This window comes from Bradyrhizobium agreste (assembly GCF_016031625.1).
Classification (GTDB): Bacteria; Pseudomonadota; Alphaproteobacteria; order Rhizobiales; family Xanthobacteraceae; genus Bradyrhizobium; species Bradyrhizobium agreste.
Genome location: NZ_JACCHP010000004.1, coordinates 177,931 through 192,190, shown reverse-complemented (window position 1 = coordinate 192,190; position 14,260 = coordinate 177,931). Strand labels below are relative to the sequence as shown.

Genomic DNA, 14,260 nt, shown 5'->3' with positions numbered 1-14,260 from the left:
GCAGCGCCAGATAGTTACTTCCCCTCGCGCTCGACCTTGTCCTTCTCCTTCTGGTTCATCTCGCGAATCTTGGGATCCGGATTGTGCTGCCCGGTGGTCTGGGTGGTGGAGGCGGGTGGGGCGTTGGCTTTGGGCAGCGAAGTCTGGTCGAGGCCGGTGGGGCGCGTCGCTGTGGTCGGCGGCGTCGTGTTGCTCTGGGCGAATGCGCCCGCGGCGGTCAAAAGAAAGGCGCCCGACAGCGAGACTGCGAGCGCCCTTGAGATGTTGGTCATCGATCTGCTCCTGTCAGATCGATGCAAACGACGCGAGGCGTCTTGTGTTCCGCCTCGCGCTTCGGTTCCGTCTCACGCTTCCAATTGCTTGCCGATGGGAAGCGAGCGGATGCGTTTTCCCGTCGCTGCGAAGATCGCGTTGATCAGGGCTGGCGCGAACGGAGGAACACCGGGCTCGCCGACGCCGCTCGGCGGCGTGTCGGGTCCGGGCGGCACGATGTAGACGTTGGTCACCACAGGCGATTCGTCCATCCTGACGACCTGGAAGTCGTCGAAATTCTTCTGCTGCACCTTGCCGTCCTTGAAGGTGATCTCGCCGTATTTGGCGAGACTGAGCCCCATGATCGCCGCGCCCTCGATCTGCGAAGCGATGCGCTCGGGGTTGACATAGGTGCCGCAATCGATCGCGGTGTCGACCCGCGGCACCGTCAGCTTGCCCTTGTCGTCGACGGCGACCTCGACGACGGTCGCGATGTAGCTGACGAAGCTGCGGTGCACGGCGATGCCGAGACCGTGGCCCTTCGGCACCTTTCGTCCCCATTCCCCCTTCTCGGCGACCAGCTCGACCACCTTGCGCAGGCGCGCGGTGTCGATCGGGTAGCTGTCCTGGGGCTCGCCGTAATTCCAGAGGTCCTTCACGTTGGGATTGACGATGCGAGGCGAGCCGATCAGCTCGAGCAGCATGTCTTTCTGGTCGCGGCCGGTCGCCTGCGCGATCTCGCCGACCATCGACTGGACGGCGAAGGCGCGCGGGATGTTCGAGACCGAGCGGAACCAGCCGATGCGGGTATGCGCGGCCGCTTCCGGGTTCTCACACGAGATGTTCGCGATCTCGAACGGCATATCGACCAGACCCATGCCTATCTCGAACGGCGCCTGATGCACCGTGCCGGCGGCAAAGGTCGAGGCGATGCTGGGAGCCACGCTGCGGTGGCGCCAGGCGATCACCTTGCCGCTCTTGTCGAGGCCGGCCTCGATCCGCTCCACCGAGACGGTGTGCAGGAAGCCGTTGTGAATGTCGTCCTCCCGCGTCCACTGCACCTTCACCGGCGCACCGAGCTCCTTCGAGAGCAGCGCGGCTTCGAGCGCGAAGTCGCATTTTGACTTGCGTCCGAACCCGCCGCCGAGCAGCGTCACGTTGACCGTGACGTTGGCCTCGGGAATCCCGAGCGTCTTGGCGACGTCCTCGCGGGTGCCGCCGGGACTCTGCACCGGCGCCCAGATCTCCACCTTGTCGCCCTTGACGTCGGCGACCGCCACCGGCGGCTCCATGGCGACATGGGCGAGATGCGGAAGGTAGTATTCGCCGACGATCACCTTGTCGGCGCTCTTCAGGGCAGCGTCCGCATCGCCCTCCTTGCGCAGCACGAGGCCCGGTTTGCGAGAGGCCTCCTCGAGCTCCTTGCGGTAGGCGACGGAATCGTATTTGCCGTTGGGACCGTCGTCCCAGGTCAGCTTCAGCGCGTCGCGGCCCTTGATCGCCGCGCCGGTGTTGCGCGCGATCACCGCGACGCCGCCGAGCGGCTGGAATTTCGAAGGCCACGGCCAACCGCGCACCTGCATCACCTTCTCGACACCGGGGACCTTCAGCGCCTCCTCCGGCTCGAACTTGACCAGCTTGCCGCCGGTCACCGGCGGACGGGCGATCACGGCATATTTCATGCCGGGCAGCCGCACGTCGGCGCCGTAGTGCGCCTTGCCGGTCGTGATGTCGTGGAGATCGACGATGCCGATCTGGCCCTTGCCGAGATAGCGGAAGTTCTTGGGGTCCTTCAGCTTGAGGCCCTCGATGCTGGGCACCGATTCCTTGGCGGCGTCGGCAGCGAGTTCGCCGAAGCCGAGCTTGCGCCCGCTGGCGCTGTGCACGACCTCGTGGTTGACGGCCCTGACCTCGCTCGCCGGCACGCCCCAGCGCTTGGCCGCGGCCTGCTCCAGCATCGTGCGGGCGGAGGCGCCGATCTGGCGCATCGGCATCAGATAATGCCGCGTGCTGCGCGAGCCGTCGGTGTCCTGGTTGCCGAACTTGACCTCGTCGCCGTGGGCCTGCTGCACCTTGACCCTTGACCAGTCGGCCTCCATCTCCTCGGCCACGATCAGCGGCAGGCTGGTGCGCACGCCGGTGCCCATTTCCGAACGGTGCCCGACGATGGTGACGATGCCGTCCGCGCCGACCGAAACGAACACGCGCGGATCGACCACGACGCCATGCGGCATCTTGCCGGCGCCGGTCTCATAGGCGAGCGCCTGGCGCGACACCACGGGGGCGGCGAGCACGAAGCCGCCGGTGATGCCGAGCCCCTTCAGGATGCTGCGGCGCGACACCTTCTCGACCTTGATGTGCTTTTCGAAGCCGCGAAGCTTGCGGGGATTGTCGATGAAGTTCATGTCACACTCCGGTCGATGCGAGATGGACGGCGTTCTCGATGCGCTGATAGCAGCCGCAACGGCAGATGTTGCCGGACATCGCCTCGCGGATCTGGTCGTGCGACGGCTTTGGATTGTCCATCAGAAGCGCTGCGGCCTGCATGATCTGGCCGGCCTGGCAGAAGCCGCATTGGGGCACGTTGACCTGGCGCCACGCCTTCTGCACCGGGTGATCGCCGTTCGGATGCAGCCCCTCGATCGTGGTGACCTCGCGTCCGGCGACGTCGTTGACGGACGTGATGCAGGCGCGCACCGCTTGCTTGTCGACGATGACCGTGCAGGCGCCGCACAGGGCCTGGCCGCAGCCGTATTTGGTGCCGGTCAGTCCGGCCTCGTCACGCAGGAACCAGAGTAGCGGGAGATCCGGGTCACCATCCCAGCTCTGTTCCTGGCCGTTGATCTTCACCTTGATCATGATCGTGCCTCGCTCTTCATAAGCATCTCGAATTCAAACCCGCCGATGTCGGCGGCATTGCTTCGCCGCCTGCCGTCGTCCCGCACGGGCAAATCCCGGAGGGAGGCAGGAACGTCGATGACGATGTCTGGATGTTCTCGATACCTCCCGTGTTCTTCTTAATTGATTGTACTTCGTGCGGCATCGTGACGGCGCGACCCTAGCAGAGATCGCTCCGACCCGGCGTTCACAGCCGAGTGTTCTCACCGGGAAAAGATTGCATCGACGGTTTGTCAAAAGCAGGGCGTGTCACCCGCCGCGTTGCGCATCAAACGGGCGCAACGAAAAAAGCTTCGTCCGCCAGCTGGAGCGAACGGACGAAGCAGTAGGCCTCAGTCGAGGGAGGGAGAACGCAGAGCACCGCGGGCTTCAAGCAGGAAGCGGACGGTCCTGCGCAGTCATTCAGAGACCAGGACTGAGGAGCCGATGGTCCTCACTCACGCGTGGTGCAGAAGCGGCGGCATTGCGCCGCGGTGGTCCCGGCAGCGAGGACCCGAGCGGCACGCTGGCGGCGACGGGCGCCAGCGTGCCGAAGATGGTGGGCGGCCGGCCGGTTCAGGCGGCCGTCCCAGGTGGTCTTTCTAAGCGGCTTTGGCCTTCGCGACATGGGTCGCGATCGCGTCCATCAGGGCCGGCGACAGGCAGTCATACGGCTCGAGTCCGATCTCCTTCAGCCGCGAACGGATGCCGGCCATCTGTTCGGGCTTCACACCCGATTCGATCACGGAGGAAACGAAGGCGGCGAATTGCGGCGCCTGCCAGCCCTGCTCCTGGAACAGTTCGGGATGAATGAAATCGAGGCCGTAGAACGGATGGTTCTTGTTCTCGATCCGGCCGTACATGTGCGTGCCGCAGGCCTTGCAGGCGTGGCGCTGGATCACCGCGGAAGGGTCGACGATCTCAAGCTTATCGCCGTTCTCGAGCACGGTGACGTTCTGGCGCGGCACCACGGCGACGACGGAGAAGATGGCGCCCTGCGGTTTCCAGCACTTGGTGCAGCCGCAGGCGTGGTTGTGGGCGACATCGCCCTTGATGCCGACCTTCACCGGGTGGTCGCTGCATTTGCAGACCAGCGTGCCGCCGGCGAAGCTGCCGCTGCCTTGCTTGATGCCGTTGTCGATCGAGGGATGGAGTGCAACAGTCATGGGTCGATCCTCCTTGGTGTGACGTTTTCGAGCTAGAACACGACGACTGAACGGATGGATTTGCCCTCGTGCATGAGGTCAAAGCCCTTGTTGATCTCCTCGAGCTTGAGCACGTGGGTGATCATCGGATCGATCTGGATCTTTCCGTTCATGTACCAGTCCACGATCTTCGGCACGTCGGTGCGCCCGCGCGCGCCACCGAAGGCCGTGCCGCGCCAGTTGCGCCCGGTGACGAGCTGGAACGGCCGGGTGGCGATCTCCTTGCCGGCCTCGGCGACGCCGATGATAATCGAGGTGCCCCAGCCGCGATGGCAGGCCTCCAGTGCCTGGCGCATCACGGTGGTGTTGCCGGTGCAGTCGAAGGTGTAGTCGGCACCGCCGTCGGTGAGGCCGACGAGGTGCTGAACGATGTCGCCGGTGATCTTCTTCGGGTTGACGAAGTCGGTCATGCCGAACCTGCGACCCCATTCCTCCTTGGAATCGTTGATGTCGACACCGATGATCTTGTCGGCGCCCGCCATCTTGGCGCCCTGGATCACGTTGAGGCCGATGCCGCCGAGGCCGAACACGACCACGTTGGAGCCCGGCGTGACCTTTGCGGTGTTGACCACGGCGCCGACGCCGGTGGTGACGCCGCAGCCGATGTAGCAGCTCTTGTCGAACGGCGCGTCCTCGCGGATCTTTGCCACGGCGATCTCGGGCAGCACGGTGAAGTTCGAGAAGGTCGAGCAGCCCATGTAGTGGTAGATCGGCTTGCCCTTGAAGGAGAAGCGGCTGGTGCCGTCGGGCATCACGCCTTTGCCCTGCGTCGCGCGGATCGCGGTGCAGAGATTGGTCTTCTGGCTGAGGCAGCTCTTGCACTGCCGGCATTCCGGCGTGTAGAGCGGGATGACGTGATCGCCCGGCTTCACCGAGGTCACGCCCGGGCCGATCTCGCGGATGATGCCGGCTCCCTCATGTCCCAGGATCGACGGGAAGATTCCCTCGCTGTCGAAGCCGTCGAGCGTGTAGGCGTCGGTATGGCAGATGCCCGTCGCCTTGATCTCGACCAGGACTTCGCCGGCCTTCGGGCCTTCCAGATCGACCTCGACGATCTCGAGCGGCTTCTTGGCTTCGAAAGCAACGGCGGCACGTGTCTTCATTGGTAGCTCCTCAAATCTCATCAGACGCCAAGAGTAGTCCTGGCAGCCCTCGTAACGTTCATTTCTTGCCCATGCAGGCGTCTTCGGCCTTGGTATAGGCCTCCGTCTTCTCCTCCTTTTTCGAAGGACGCTGCCGGCCCCAGGCGTCGGTGGAGCGCGCGCGGAGATAAACGTAGAGATCATCCATGTAGCAGGCGACGTTCGGGTTGTCGCCGAAGGCCGGCATGACGTTCTCCTGCGCGGTCGAGATGTTCTTGCGGCCAGAGGCGACCACGCCGAGGAAGTCGCCATAGCTCATCGACTTGACGGAATCCCTCAGCGCCGGTGCGTAGGTCGATCCCATGCCGTCGGGGCCGTGGCACACGTGACAGTCCGAGTGATAGCGGCGGTATCCGGAATAGGTGAACCAGTCCACGGTGCCGTCGGCCGAAATCTTGTAGGTGGGATTTCCCTCCTTATCGAGCCACTTTCCGTCGTCTTCCTTCTTCACGGCGGCCGGATCGCCCGGACCCTCCGCGACCGCAATTCGTGCGGACGCAACCAAGATCGTCGCAGCAATGACAAAGCAGATTTTACGCAAGAGATTGTTTCCTCGGCCGGCATTCGGTGGAGACGAGCCGGCGCGTGGAGCGATCCACGCGCCGGAGCGATGCTGAGCGAGGCCTAGTTCGGCAGCGAGAACACGGTCAGCGTACCGCCGAGCGCCGTGTAGTTGCTGAGGGCCGCGTAGCCGCCGACCGCACCGAGGCCTGCGGTCGGATCGGTCAGGCCTGCCGCCAGACCGATGCCGGCCCAGCCACCCACGCCGGAGAGCACGGCAACGTACTGCTTGCCGTTGTTCTCATAGGTGGTGACGTTGCCGATGATGCCGGAGGGAGTCTTGAACTTGTAGAGCTCCTTGCCGGACTTGGCGTCGACCGCCTTCAGGTAGCCTTCGAGCGTGCCGTAGAACACCACGCCGCCGGCGGTTGCGAGCGCACCCGACCAGACCGAGAACTGCTCCTTGTTCGACCAGACGATCTTGCCGGTCTTGCCGTCCCAGGCGATGAAGTTGCCCATGTGGCTTTCACCCTGCGGCGGATACATCGAGAGCGTCGCACCCACATAGGGCTGGCCCGCGGTGTAGCTCACCTTGAAGGGTTCGTAGTCCATGCAGACATGGTTGGTCGGAACGTAGAACAGCTGCGTGTCCGGCGAGTAAGCTGCCGGCTGCTCGTCCTTGGTGCCGAGCGCGGCCGGGCAGATGCCCTTCACGTTGACGTCCTCGCCCGCCTTGTCCGTCGACGCTGCGTCGAGCACCTTCGGGCGGCCATAGGTCGGAGAGCTCTTGTTCATGTCGACGCCGGAGGTCCAGTTCACCTTCGGATCGTATTTCTCGGCGACCAGCAGTTCACCGGTCTCGCGGTCCATCGTGTAGGCGAGGCCGTTGCGGTCGAAATGGGTCAGGAGCTTGCGCGGCTGGCCGTTGATCTGCTGATCCGTGAGGATCATCTCGTTCACGCCGTCATAGTCCCACTCGTCGTGGGGCGTCATCTGATAGACCCACTTGGCCATCCCGGTATCCGCGTCGCGCGCGAAAATGGTCATCGACCATTTGTTGTCACCCGGACGCTGCTTCGGATTCCAGGTCGAGGGGTTCCCCGAGCCGTAATAGACCATGTTCAGAGCGGGATCGTAGGAGATCCAGCCCCAGGTGCAGCCACCGCCGATCTTCCACTGATCGCCCTGCCAGGTCTTCAAGCTGGAGTCGGGGCCGACCGGCTTGCCGAGCGACGTCGTCTTGGCCGGATCGAACTTGATCTGATCATCCGGACCTTCGGAATAGGCCCGCCAGACCTGCTTGCCGCTCTTGAGGTCGTAGGCGGTGACGTGGCACTGCACGCCGAATTCACCGCCGGAGATGCCGACCAGGACCTTGTCCTTGACGACCAGCGCGGCCGACGTGCCGGTCTCGCCCTTCGCGGGATTGCCGTTGGTCGCCGACCAGGCCACCTGGCCGGTCTTGGCGTCGAGCGCGACGAGGTTGGTGTCGGCCTGATGCAGGATGATCTTGCCGTCGCCGTAGGACAGGCCGCGGTTGACGGTGTCGCAGCACATCACGGGGATGACGTTCGGATCCTGCTTCGGCTCGTACTTCCAGATGATCTTGTTCTCGTTGGAAAGGTCAAGGGCGTAGACCTTGTTCGGGAACGGCGTGTGGACGTACATGACGTTGCCGATGATCAGCGGGCCGCCTTCATGGCCGCGCAGCACGCCGGTCGAGAACGTCCAGGCGACCTGAAGCTTGCCGACGTTCTGAGCGTTGATCTGGTTCAGCTTGGAATAGCGGGTGTTGGCATAGTCCCCCGCCGGCATCACCCAGTCCTTCGGGTTCTGCGACATCTTGATCAGCTCGTCATTGGCTGAAGCGCTGCCGACGGCGAGAGCCGCCGCGGAGCCGAGATAGGTCGCCAGTAGCACCTTGCGCATAGGTTATTCCTCCGTTGGTCTCGTTTATTGTTTCCGAAGCATTGCTGAATCGCCGGGCTTCTCGTCCGGCGTCTGCTCGTGCAGGGCGGTCACGATTGGGACCAGAAACGATGCTGTGCTGTTTCCTCCTCCTGATGAGAGCCACGGGTCCACGAGCGGGAGCGGCCCGTTCTTGTTGTTCCTGCCGCAATCCCTAACGCCTTCGTCATCGGGAAACTTGCCCAAGAGAGAAGCCGGTTTGCTCGACAGCGCACGGAGGCGAAGATTTTGATTTTGCAGTAGCGAATTCAGCGGCTTCGGTGCGCCTTTGAGGCCGCCTCCACGTTCAGGTTCCCCTTGACGGCGCTGCAACTAAGGCGGAGGATTAAGTTTCAAGAGTGGCAATGGAACGATGGCGCTCGTTGCAAGAGACCGCTCAATGCGAGGTAAACGTCACGCAATCACGGCTGAGGGCTCCGGCAGCGCTGGTTGCGAGCGCCGAATCTCCGGATCAAACCAGTGGCTGGGTTAATGTCCGACACCATTCACACGCTCTCGACGACGGGAATGACGCCGAAGCGGCAGATCCAGAGTTGGATCGACGGGCTGACGAGCTTGTGCGGGTATTTCGACGTCGATCCGCTGGAGGCGTCCTCGCTCGAGGGGCGCATCGATTACACCACGGTCTCGCGCCTGAAGCTCTGCCAGATCGAGGTCAGCCAGCATCGCATCGCGCACACGATGGCGCGAGCCAAGGCCAATGCGCACCCGTACATCAAGATCCACTTCCAGACCTACGGCGTATCCTATTTCGAGCAGGAAGGCCGTCACATCGAAATCAACCCCGGCGACATCATCGCCTATGACGTCTCCTGCCCGCATTCGATCATCAGCCCCGCCTTCACGCGTCACGACGTCGTGATCGTGCCGAAGGCGCTGCTGCGCGACCGCGGATTCCCGTCGCAGCGGATGCCGGCCTGCAAATTGACCGCGAAGACGGGGACCGGGCGGATCGCCCACGAGTTCGTCCATGCCACCTTCGACGAGGCGGCAAAGCTGTCGGACAACAGCGCGGTCGGTGTCGCCGATTCGCTGATCGACCTGTTGCTGCTGCCGCTGCGCGAAGCCGACACGATGTTCGATCGTGTCGGGCCTGAGGCGATGTATGTGCGCGCGCAGTTCTTCATCCGTGAGCACTTGCGCGACCCGGATCTGTGCATCGACCAGATCTCGGCCGAGCTCGGCTGCTCCAAGCGCTACCTGCACATGCTGTTCTCGGAGCGCGGCACCACGGTGAGCGACTACATCTGGCAGGCGCGGTTGCAGAATTGCCGCCAGGAGCTCGAGGCCCACGCCGGCAAGACCATCACCGACGTTGCCTTCTCCTGGGGTTTCTCCAGCTCATCGCATTTCAGCCGGGTGTTCCGAAAATATTTCGGCGTGGTGCCGTCCTCGATCCACAAGGCACAGCAGGGCGCGGCGAGCTCGGGCGAGCATTAAGCATGATCCGGAAAAGTGCGTGGCGGTTTTCCGAAAAGATCACGCCCAAACAACAACCTAAAGCGCGATGATCGCATCGCGCTTTAGATGTTCTCAAGCGAATGCTCGCGCGGTGTCGGCGGCCTCACGCCGGCATGGCGACATAGGGAATGCCGGCCACGAGAGCGACCAGCAGCACCGCGTTCCCGAGCATTCCGCTCCAATGCAGCCGGCGTAACCGGCGCGCGGCCTCGGCGTCACCGGCGTCCCGCGCGCTGAGCTGGTCATCGAACCGTTGCATGAACCAAGGGCGGCCCCAGATCGCCAGGGCCGCGATCACGGCGCCGCCGAGCGCTGCAAGCAGGTGGCCGTCGAGCAGGAGCGCCACCGTTGCAATGACGCCGGCGACCCGCATGACCAGAAAATGGGCGTTGAACATTCCGCGCAGCAACTGGGCGACGGGCTGGATGTCGAGCCTCACCAGCAGGAAAGCGGGCGAAGCCAGCGTGAAATAGCTCATCGGAAAGAGCAGGATAATCATGACGGCGACGGCGACTGCATCCGGTGTCATGCGATCGGCCCTCCTTGTCCGCACAGGCGCGCAATCATAGCGGGAAAATGCGCGTCCGACACAAGGCTTTGGTCGGACTCCGGGGAGGGGCGGGAGCAGCCGGGTTGCTGGCCATGGCTCCAGATTCAGGCCGGCTCGAGGCCGAGCGCCTGCGCGCTCTCGATCCAGATCGGCAGCTCGCGCTGGTACAGCGCATTGGTGTCCTTGAAGCCGAGTGCGGGTTCGAGCACGAAGGTCGCGAGAACCTCCTTCACCTTGGGGTCGCCGTTTGGCGGCAACGCAGAGCTCGGCGATGCGGTCGACCACCGGCTGCGGCGTCGCCTTCGGGACAGCCCAGCCGGTGAACCCGCTCACGGTGAAGAATTTCGACGTCGCGCCCTGTTCGGGCAGCGTCTTGATGTTCGGGATCGCATCGACCTTCTTCGAATGCACGGCGAACACCGTGCCACGATCGCTTTGCAGGACCGACTGCGCGGCCGTGTAGCTGCCCATCGCGGCATCGAGGGTGCCTTCCAGCATTCCCGTCCACATCGGCGCCTCGCCGCGATAGTGCACCGGCTCGATGGTGAGGCCGTACTGCTTGTTGAGCTCGTTGATGGTCATGTGCGGGGCCGAGCCCGCGCTGTAGGTGCCGAAGTTCACCTTGCCGCTCTTGCGCGCGAAGGCGACGAAATCCTCCAGCGTCTTGACCCCGGTTTTCGGGTTCGCGACCAGCAACAGGCCGGCGCCGGGAATGACGCTGACGAGCGTCAGATCCTTGTCCATGTCGTAGCCGGGATTCTTCATCACCACACGGTTCATGATGTAAGTGGTCGAGATCGAGCACAGGATGGTGTGGCCGTCGGGCTCGGCGCGGGCGACTTCCGCCGTGCCGATCGCACCGGAGGCGCCGGGCTTGTTCTCGATGACGACGGTCTTGCCGACCTGCTTGGAGATGAACTCGCCATAGGCGCGCGCGAGCAGGTCGGTCTGGCCTCCGGCGGGATAGCTGCAGATCATGCGAATCTGCCGCGCCGGCCAGCTGCTTTGCGCCGATGCGCTGCGCGCGAGGAACGGCATCGCCAGTGCGGTGGTACCGGCGGCGATGAAATGGCGGCGATCGAGCTTGGCGGACATGATTCTCTCCCTGATTTTTGCCGAAGCTACTGCATCAGGCCGTCGCTGCCATGTGTCGCAGGCGAGACAGATTGGCGCATTGGCTCGCCCTGCGTCCGGGCCGTGAGAGCCTCACCGCTGGATGATCTTCGTCCAGACATCGCCGAGGATCGCGGGCTCGCGCGGCGGCAGATAGGTGAGGTCGGCCTGCTTGCCGAATTCGGCGATCTTGCCCGAAGTCGTGAGCTCCGCCAGCGCCTTGTTGACGGCCTCAATCAGCGCGCCATCGCTGGCGAGCCCGACATAGCCGCGATTGGCTCCGATCGGGTAATAGTAGCCGGACGCCGTGATCGCCGTGTCCGGGTGCGCGGCGCGATAGGCGTCGAAGCGGGCAAGATCGATCAGCGTCGCGTCATGGTCGCCGCGCTCGAGCGCACCGAGGAGGTCGTCGCGGCGGGGGACGAGGTGGGTGATGTTGTCGATCAGGCGCCCCCTGTCGAAGCTCATCAGGATGGCGTCGCCGAGCGATCCGCTTTCGATGGCGAGACGAAGGCCGGCGAGATCGCCGATGTCGCCGACCTTGCGGCCGCGGGCCTTTGGCCCCAGCACCACCGTCATGGGCGAATAGATGTAGGGCTGGCTCGGCGCGAGCACGCCGAGCGGCACGCGGCGCCGCCGATCGTCGCGCGTGGCTCCGGCGAAATCGGGCAAGCGCGCCGTCTTCATCCCGGGTGCGACGAGCGAATCCTGCGTCAGCGCGTAGCTGCCGACCAGCGAGCAGCGCCCGTCCGAGAGCAGCGCGTTGGCCTCGAGCTGCGGGCTCGAATCCTCGTCCAGCCTGCTCTCGAACCATTGGATCTTGAGCGGCCGTCCGAGCCGCTCGGCGATCGCCCGTGCCAGCAGCACGTCGAAGCCGGCATCCGGCTTGCCGCGGTGATGCACCGAGAGCGGCGGCCGGTCCTCGTCGAGACAGACCTTCAGGGGATCGTCGGCCGCGAGAGCGACCGACGCCTTCGCGGACAGAACGGCCGCAACGCTCCAGGCAACGCACCGACCCCTCATGGCTTTCTCCGGCTGGAGACGAAGGCCCAGAGGTTTCCGATCTCGTCGTCGCTGAGAATGTCGCCCCAGGGCGGCATCTTATTGTTCTTGCCGTTCTTGACCGTGGTGACGAAGCGCGTCTTGTCGTCGGGGAAGACGCGCAGGTCCGGCGTGATGGTGCCGGAGTTCATCAGGTTGGGACCGTGGCAGTGTGAGCATTTCTCGGCATAGGTCGACTTGCCGTGGTCGATCTGCGCCTGCAAGGGATTGCCGTTTGCATCATCCGCGGCGCGACCGGTCGCCGCAAGCGCGACCGTCAGCACCGCGACGGTGGCGATGGTCGCCACCGTCCCGTGTGATACGTCTCTCAGCATCGTGCCGCGGTTACTGCTTGACCGCAAAGACCCACAGCGAGCCGCCGGGCGGCACGCTGGCAAGCCGCTCGTCGCCGGAGAACAACGAGTAGACGCCGCCATAGCCGCTCGTCACCGCGACGTATTGCACGCCGTCCTGCTGCCAGGTCACCGGCTGACCCTCGATGCCGGACCCGGTCTGGAACTGCCAGAGCTTCTTGCCGGTGTCGGCGTCGAAGGCCTCGAATTCGCCGGTCAGCTGACCCGAGAACACGACGCCGCCGGCCGTCGACAGCACGCCCGAGAAGCGCGGAATGTCGCTCGGCGCCTCCCACTTGGCCTTGCCGGTCATGGGGTCGATGGCCTTGAGGTACCCGCGCGGACCATCGTCGAACTGCCAGGGATCGGTCAGGTCCATGCCGAGATACCATTCACCCTGCTTGAAGGTGACGGGCTCCGCCTTGTACTTGCCGCCGAAATTGAGCGTGTTGGCATAGGCGAGGCCGGTCTGCGGGTTGAACGACATCGGCTCCCAGTTCTTGCCGCCGAGGATCGACGGATAGACCGTCACCTTCTTGCCCTCGCGCGCGTCCCTGGAAATGTCGGTCTCGATCGGCCGTCCGGTCTTCATGTCGATGCCGGTCGCCCAATTCACCTTGACGTAAGGATTGGCCGCGAGCAGCTTCCCGTTGGTACGGTCGAGCACGTAGAAGAAGCCGTTGCGGTTGGCATTCATCAGCGCCTTGGTCGGCTTGCCCTCGACGTTCACGTCGGCGAGCACCATCTCGGCCACGGCGTCGTAGTCGAACGGATTGTTCGGCGAGAATTGGTAGTGCCACTTGATCTTGCCGGTCTTGGGATCCATCGCCAGCACGGAGCAGGTGTAGAGATTGTCGCCGGGGCGCACCGCCGAGTTGAATGGGCCGGGATTGCCGATGCCCCAATACACCGTGTTCAGCTCGGCGTCATAAGAACCCGTGATCCAGGTCGAGCCGCCGCCGAGCTTCCAGGTGTCACCCTTCCAGCTGTCGCCGCCGGGCTCATCCGGCGAGGGAATCGAGTGGGTTCGCCAGAGGTGCTTGCCCGTTGCCGGATCCCAGCCGTCGATGAAGCCCCTTGTGCCGAATTCGGCCCCGGAGATGCCGGTGATGACGACGCCGTCGGCAACGAGCGGGGCCACCGTCATAGAATAGCCTTCCTTGATGTCAGCCGCCTTCTGCCGCCACAGCTCCTTGCCGTTCTTGGCGTCGAGCGCGATCACGTGCGCGTCGAGCGTGGTGCGGAACACCTTGCCCTCATAGAGCGCTGCGCCGCGGTTGATGATGCCGCAGCAGACGATGCGCGGGGTCTCGGCGGGGTACTCGACCTTGGCCTTCCAGATCTGCTTGCCGGTCTTGGCGTCGACCGCCATGGTGGCGTTGTGCGAGGTCACGTAGATCACGCCCTGGTACACCAGCGGCTGCGATTCCTCGCTGCGATCGTCGTTGAATGAATAGTTCCAGACTGGGACGAGGTTCTTGACGGTGTCCTTGTTGATCTGGTTCAGCGTCGAGAAGCGCTGCAGATTGTAGCCCATCCCGTAATTGAGGACGTTCGATGTGTCGGTCGCACCCTTGACCAGCTGTTCGGTGGTTTGTGCATTTGCACAGGTTGACGCAAGCAAGACGAGGCTCGCGGCCATCGCAAAGCGTTTCATCCGTTCCTCCCAATATGCGCGCCTCTTGACGCTGCGGCTGCAACACTCCGTCGGAAACCAAAACGCGTCAATACGAAAGTCCTAACTGCCGTGCCGATATCGTCGGCGGTCACCTGACGGAAACCTGACAAAGCAACTGC

Annotated in this window: 12 protein-coding genes and 1 pseudogene; 1 reads left to right on the top strand and 12 read right to left on the bottom strand. The window is 64.0% G+C overall.

All coding sequences use genetic code 11. From position 1 onward, the window contains the following. Positions 1-14: 14 nt before the first annotated feature. From HZZ13_RS07860 to xoxF5, 7 genes are all read right to left on the bottom strand, one after another. The gene (locus HZZ13_RS07860) at positions 15-272 is read right to left on the bottom strand and encodes a hypothetical protein (RefSeq protein WP_197959063.1); all 258 of its coding nucleotides are present in this window, start codon (positions 270-272) and stop codon (positions 15-17) included. A gap of 72 nt (positions 273-344) precedes the next feature. Further along, positions 345-2,657 (bottom strand): xanthine dehydrogenase family protein molybdopterin-binding subunit, encoded by a 2,313-nt coding sequence (locus tag HZZ13_RS07855; RefSeq protein ID WP_197959062.1) that lies wholly within the window; start codon positions 2,655-2,657, stop codon positions 345-347. A 1-nt stretch (position 2,658) separates the two neighbouring features. Next, the gene (locus HZZ13_RS07850; protein WP_197949683.1) at positions 2,659-3,111 is read right to left on the bottom strand and encodes a (2Fe-2S)-binding protein; all 453 of its coding nucleotides are present in this window, start codon (positions 3,109-3,111) and stop codon (positions 2,659-2,661) included. A 620-nt stretch (positions 3,112-3,731) separates the two neighbouring features. Then, on the bottom strand, positions 3,732-4,295 hold the full coding sequence (gene gfa / locus HZZ13_RS07845) for an S-(hydroxymethyl)glutathione synthase (RefSeq protein WP_197959061.1): 564 nt from the start codon (positions 4,293-4,295) through the stop codon (positions 3,732-3,734). 32 nt (positions 4,296-4,327) lie between these two features. Continuing rightward, the gene (locus tag HZZ13_RS07840) at positions 4,328-5,437 is read right to left on the bottom strand and encodes an S-(hydroxymethyl)glutathione dehydrogenase/class III alcohol dehydrogenase (RefSeq protein ID WP_197959060.1); all 1,110 of its coding nucleotides are present in this window, start codon (positions 5,435-5,437) and stop codon (positions 4,328-4,330) included. A 58-nt stretch (positions 5,438-5,495) separates the two neighbouring features. Beyond that, positions 5,496-6,017, bottom strand: a complete 522-nt coding sequence (locus tag HZZ13_RS07835) for a c-type cytochrome, methanol metabolism-related (protein ID WP_197959059.1) — start codon at positions 6,015-6,017, stop codon at positions 5,496-5,498. An 83-nt stretch (positions 6,018-6,100) separates the two neighbouring features. Next, positions 6,101-7,906: a lanthanide-dependent methanol dehydrogenase XoxF5 gene (gene xoxF5, locus HZZ13_RS07830; protein ID WP_197959058.1), complete on the bottom strand. Its 1,806-nt coding sequence runs from the start codon at positions 7,904-7,906 to the stop codon at positions 6,101-6,103. Positions 7,907-8,416: 510 nt separating this feature from the next. Here xoxF5 and HZZ13_RS07825 point away from each other — a divergent pair. Next, positions 8,417-9,385 carry a helix-turn-helix domain-containing protein gene (locus HZZ13_RS07825; RefSeq protein ID WP_197959057.1) on the top strand — a complete coding sequence of 323 codons (969 nt, stop codon included), beginning with the start codon at positions 8,417-8,419 and terminating at the stop codon, positions 9,383-9,385. Between the two features lie 124 nt (positions 9,386-9,509). Here HZZ13_RS07825 and HZZ13_RS07820 read toward each other — a convergent pair whose 3' ends face one another. From HZZ13_RS07820 to HZZ13_RS07800, 5 genes and pseudogenes are all read right to left on the bottom strand, one after another. Next, positions 9,510-9,935 (bottom strand): hypothetical protein, encoded by a 426-nt coding sequence (locus HZZ13_RS07820; protein WP_197959056.1) that lies wholly within the window; start codon positions 9,933-9,935, stop codon positions 9,510-9,512. Positions 9,936-10,060: 125 nt separating this feature from the next. Beyond that, positions 10,061-11,051, bottom strand: a pseudogene (locus HZZ13_RS07815) (Bug family tripartite tricarboxylate transporter substrate binding protein). Positions 11,052-11,162: 111 nt separating this feature from the next. Next, entirely contained in the window at positions 11,163-12,092 is a 930-nt protein-coding gene (locus HZZ13_RS07810) for a type 2 periplasmic-binding domain-containing protein (protein ID WP_197959055.1), read from the bottom strand. Next, positions 12,089-12,445, bottom strand: a complete 357-nt coding sequence (locus tag HZZ13_RS07805; RefSeq protein WP_197959054.1) for a c-type cytochrome — start codon at positions 12,443-12,445, stop codon at positions 12,089-12,091. The genes HZZ13_RS07810 and HZZ13_RS07805 overlap by 4 nt, the downstream gene beginning before the upstream one ends. A 10-nt stretch (positions 12,446-12,455) precedes the next feature. Next, positions 12,456-14,120 (bottom strand): methanol/ethanol family PQQ-dependent dehydrogenase, encoded by a 1,665-nt coding sequence (locus HZZ13_RS07800; protein ID WP_197959053.1) that lies wholly within the window; start codon positions 14,118-14,120, stop codon positions 12,456-12,458. Positions 14,121-14,260: the final 140 nt, after the last annotated feature.

Bases quoted from the DNA above. Each gene is read 5' to 3' on its own strand.
- HZZ13_RS07860 (WP_197959063.1), bottom strand. From the start codon at position 272: ATGACCAACATCTCAAGGGCGCTCGCAGTCTCGCTGTCGGGCGCCTTT.
- HZZ13_RS07855 (WP_197959062.1), bottom strand. From the start codon at position 2,657: ATGAACTTCATCGACAATCCCCGCAAGCTTCGCGGCTTCGAAAAGCAC.
- HZZ13_RS07850 (WP_197949683.1), bottom strand. From the start codon at position 3,111: ATGATCAAGGTGAAGATCAACGGCCAGGAACAGAGCTGGGATGGTGAC.
- gfa (WP_197959061.1), bottom strand. From the start codon at position 4,295: ATGACTGTTGCACTCCATCCCTCGATCGACAACGGCATCAAGCAAGGC.
- HZZ13_RS07840 (WP_197959060.1), bottom strand. From the start codon at position 5,437: ATGAAGACACGTGCCGCCGTTGCTTTCGAAGCCAAGAAGCCGCTCGAG.
- xoxF5 (WP_197959058.1), bottom strand. From the start codon at position 7,906: ATGCGCAAGGTGCTACTGGCGACCTATCTCGGCTCCGCGGCGGCTCTC.
- HZZ13_RS07825 (WP_197959057.1), top strand. From the start codon at position 8,417: ATGTCCGACACCATTCACACGCTCTCGACGACGGGAATGACGCCGAAG.
- HZZ13_RS07820 (WP_197959056.1), bottom strand. From the start codon at position 9,935: ATGACACCGGATGCAGTCGCCGTCGCCGTCATGATTATCCTGCTCTTT.
- HZZ13_RS07810 (WP_197959055.1), bottom strand. From the start codon at position 12,092: ATGAGGGGTCGGTGCGTTGCCTGGAGCGTTGCGGCCGTTCTGTCCGCG.
- HZZ13_RS07805 (WP_197959054.1), bottom strand. From the start codon at position 12,445: ATGCTGAGAGACGTATCACACGGGACGGTGGCGACCATCGCCACCGTC.
- HZZ13_RS07800 (WP_197959053.1), bottom strand. From the start codon at position 14,120: ATGAAACGCTTTGCGATGGCCGCGAGCCTCGTCTTGCTTGCGTCAACC.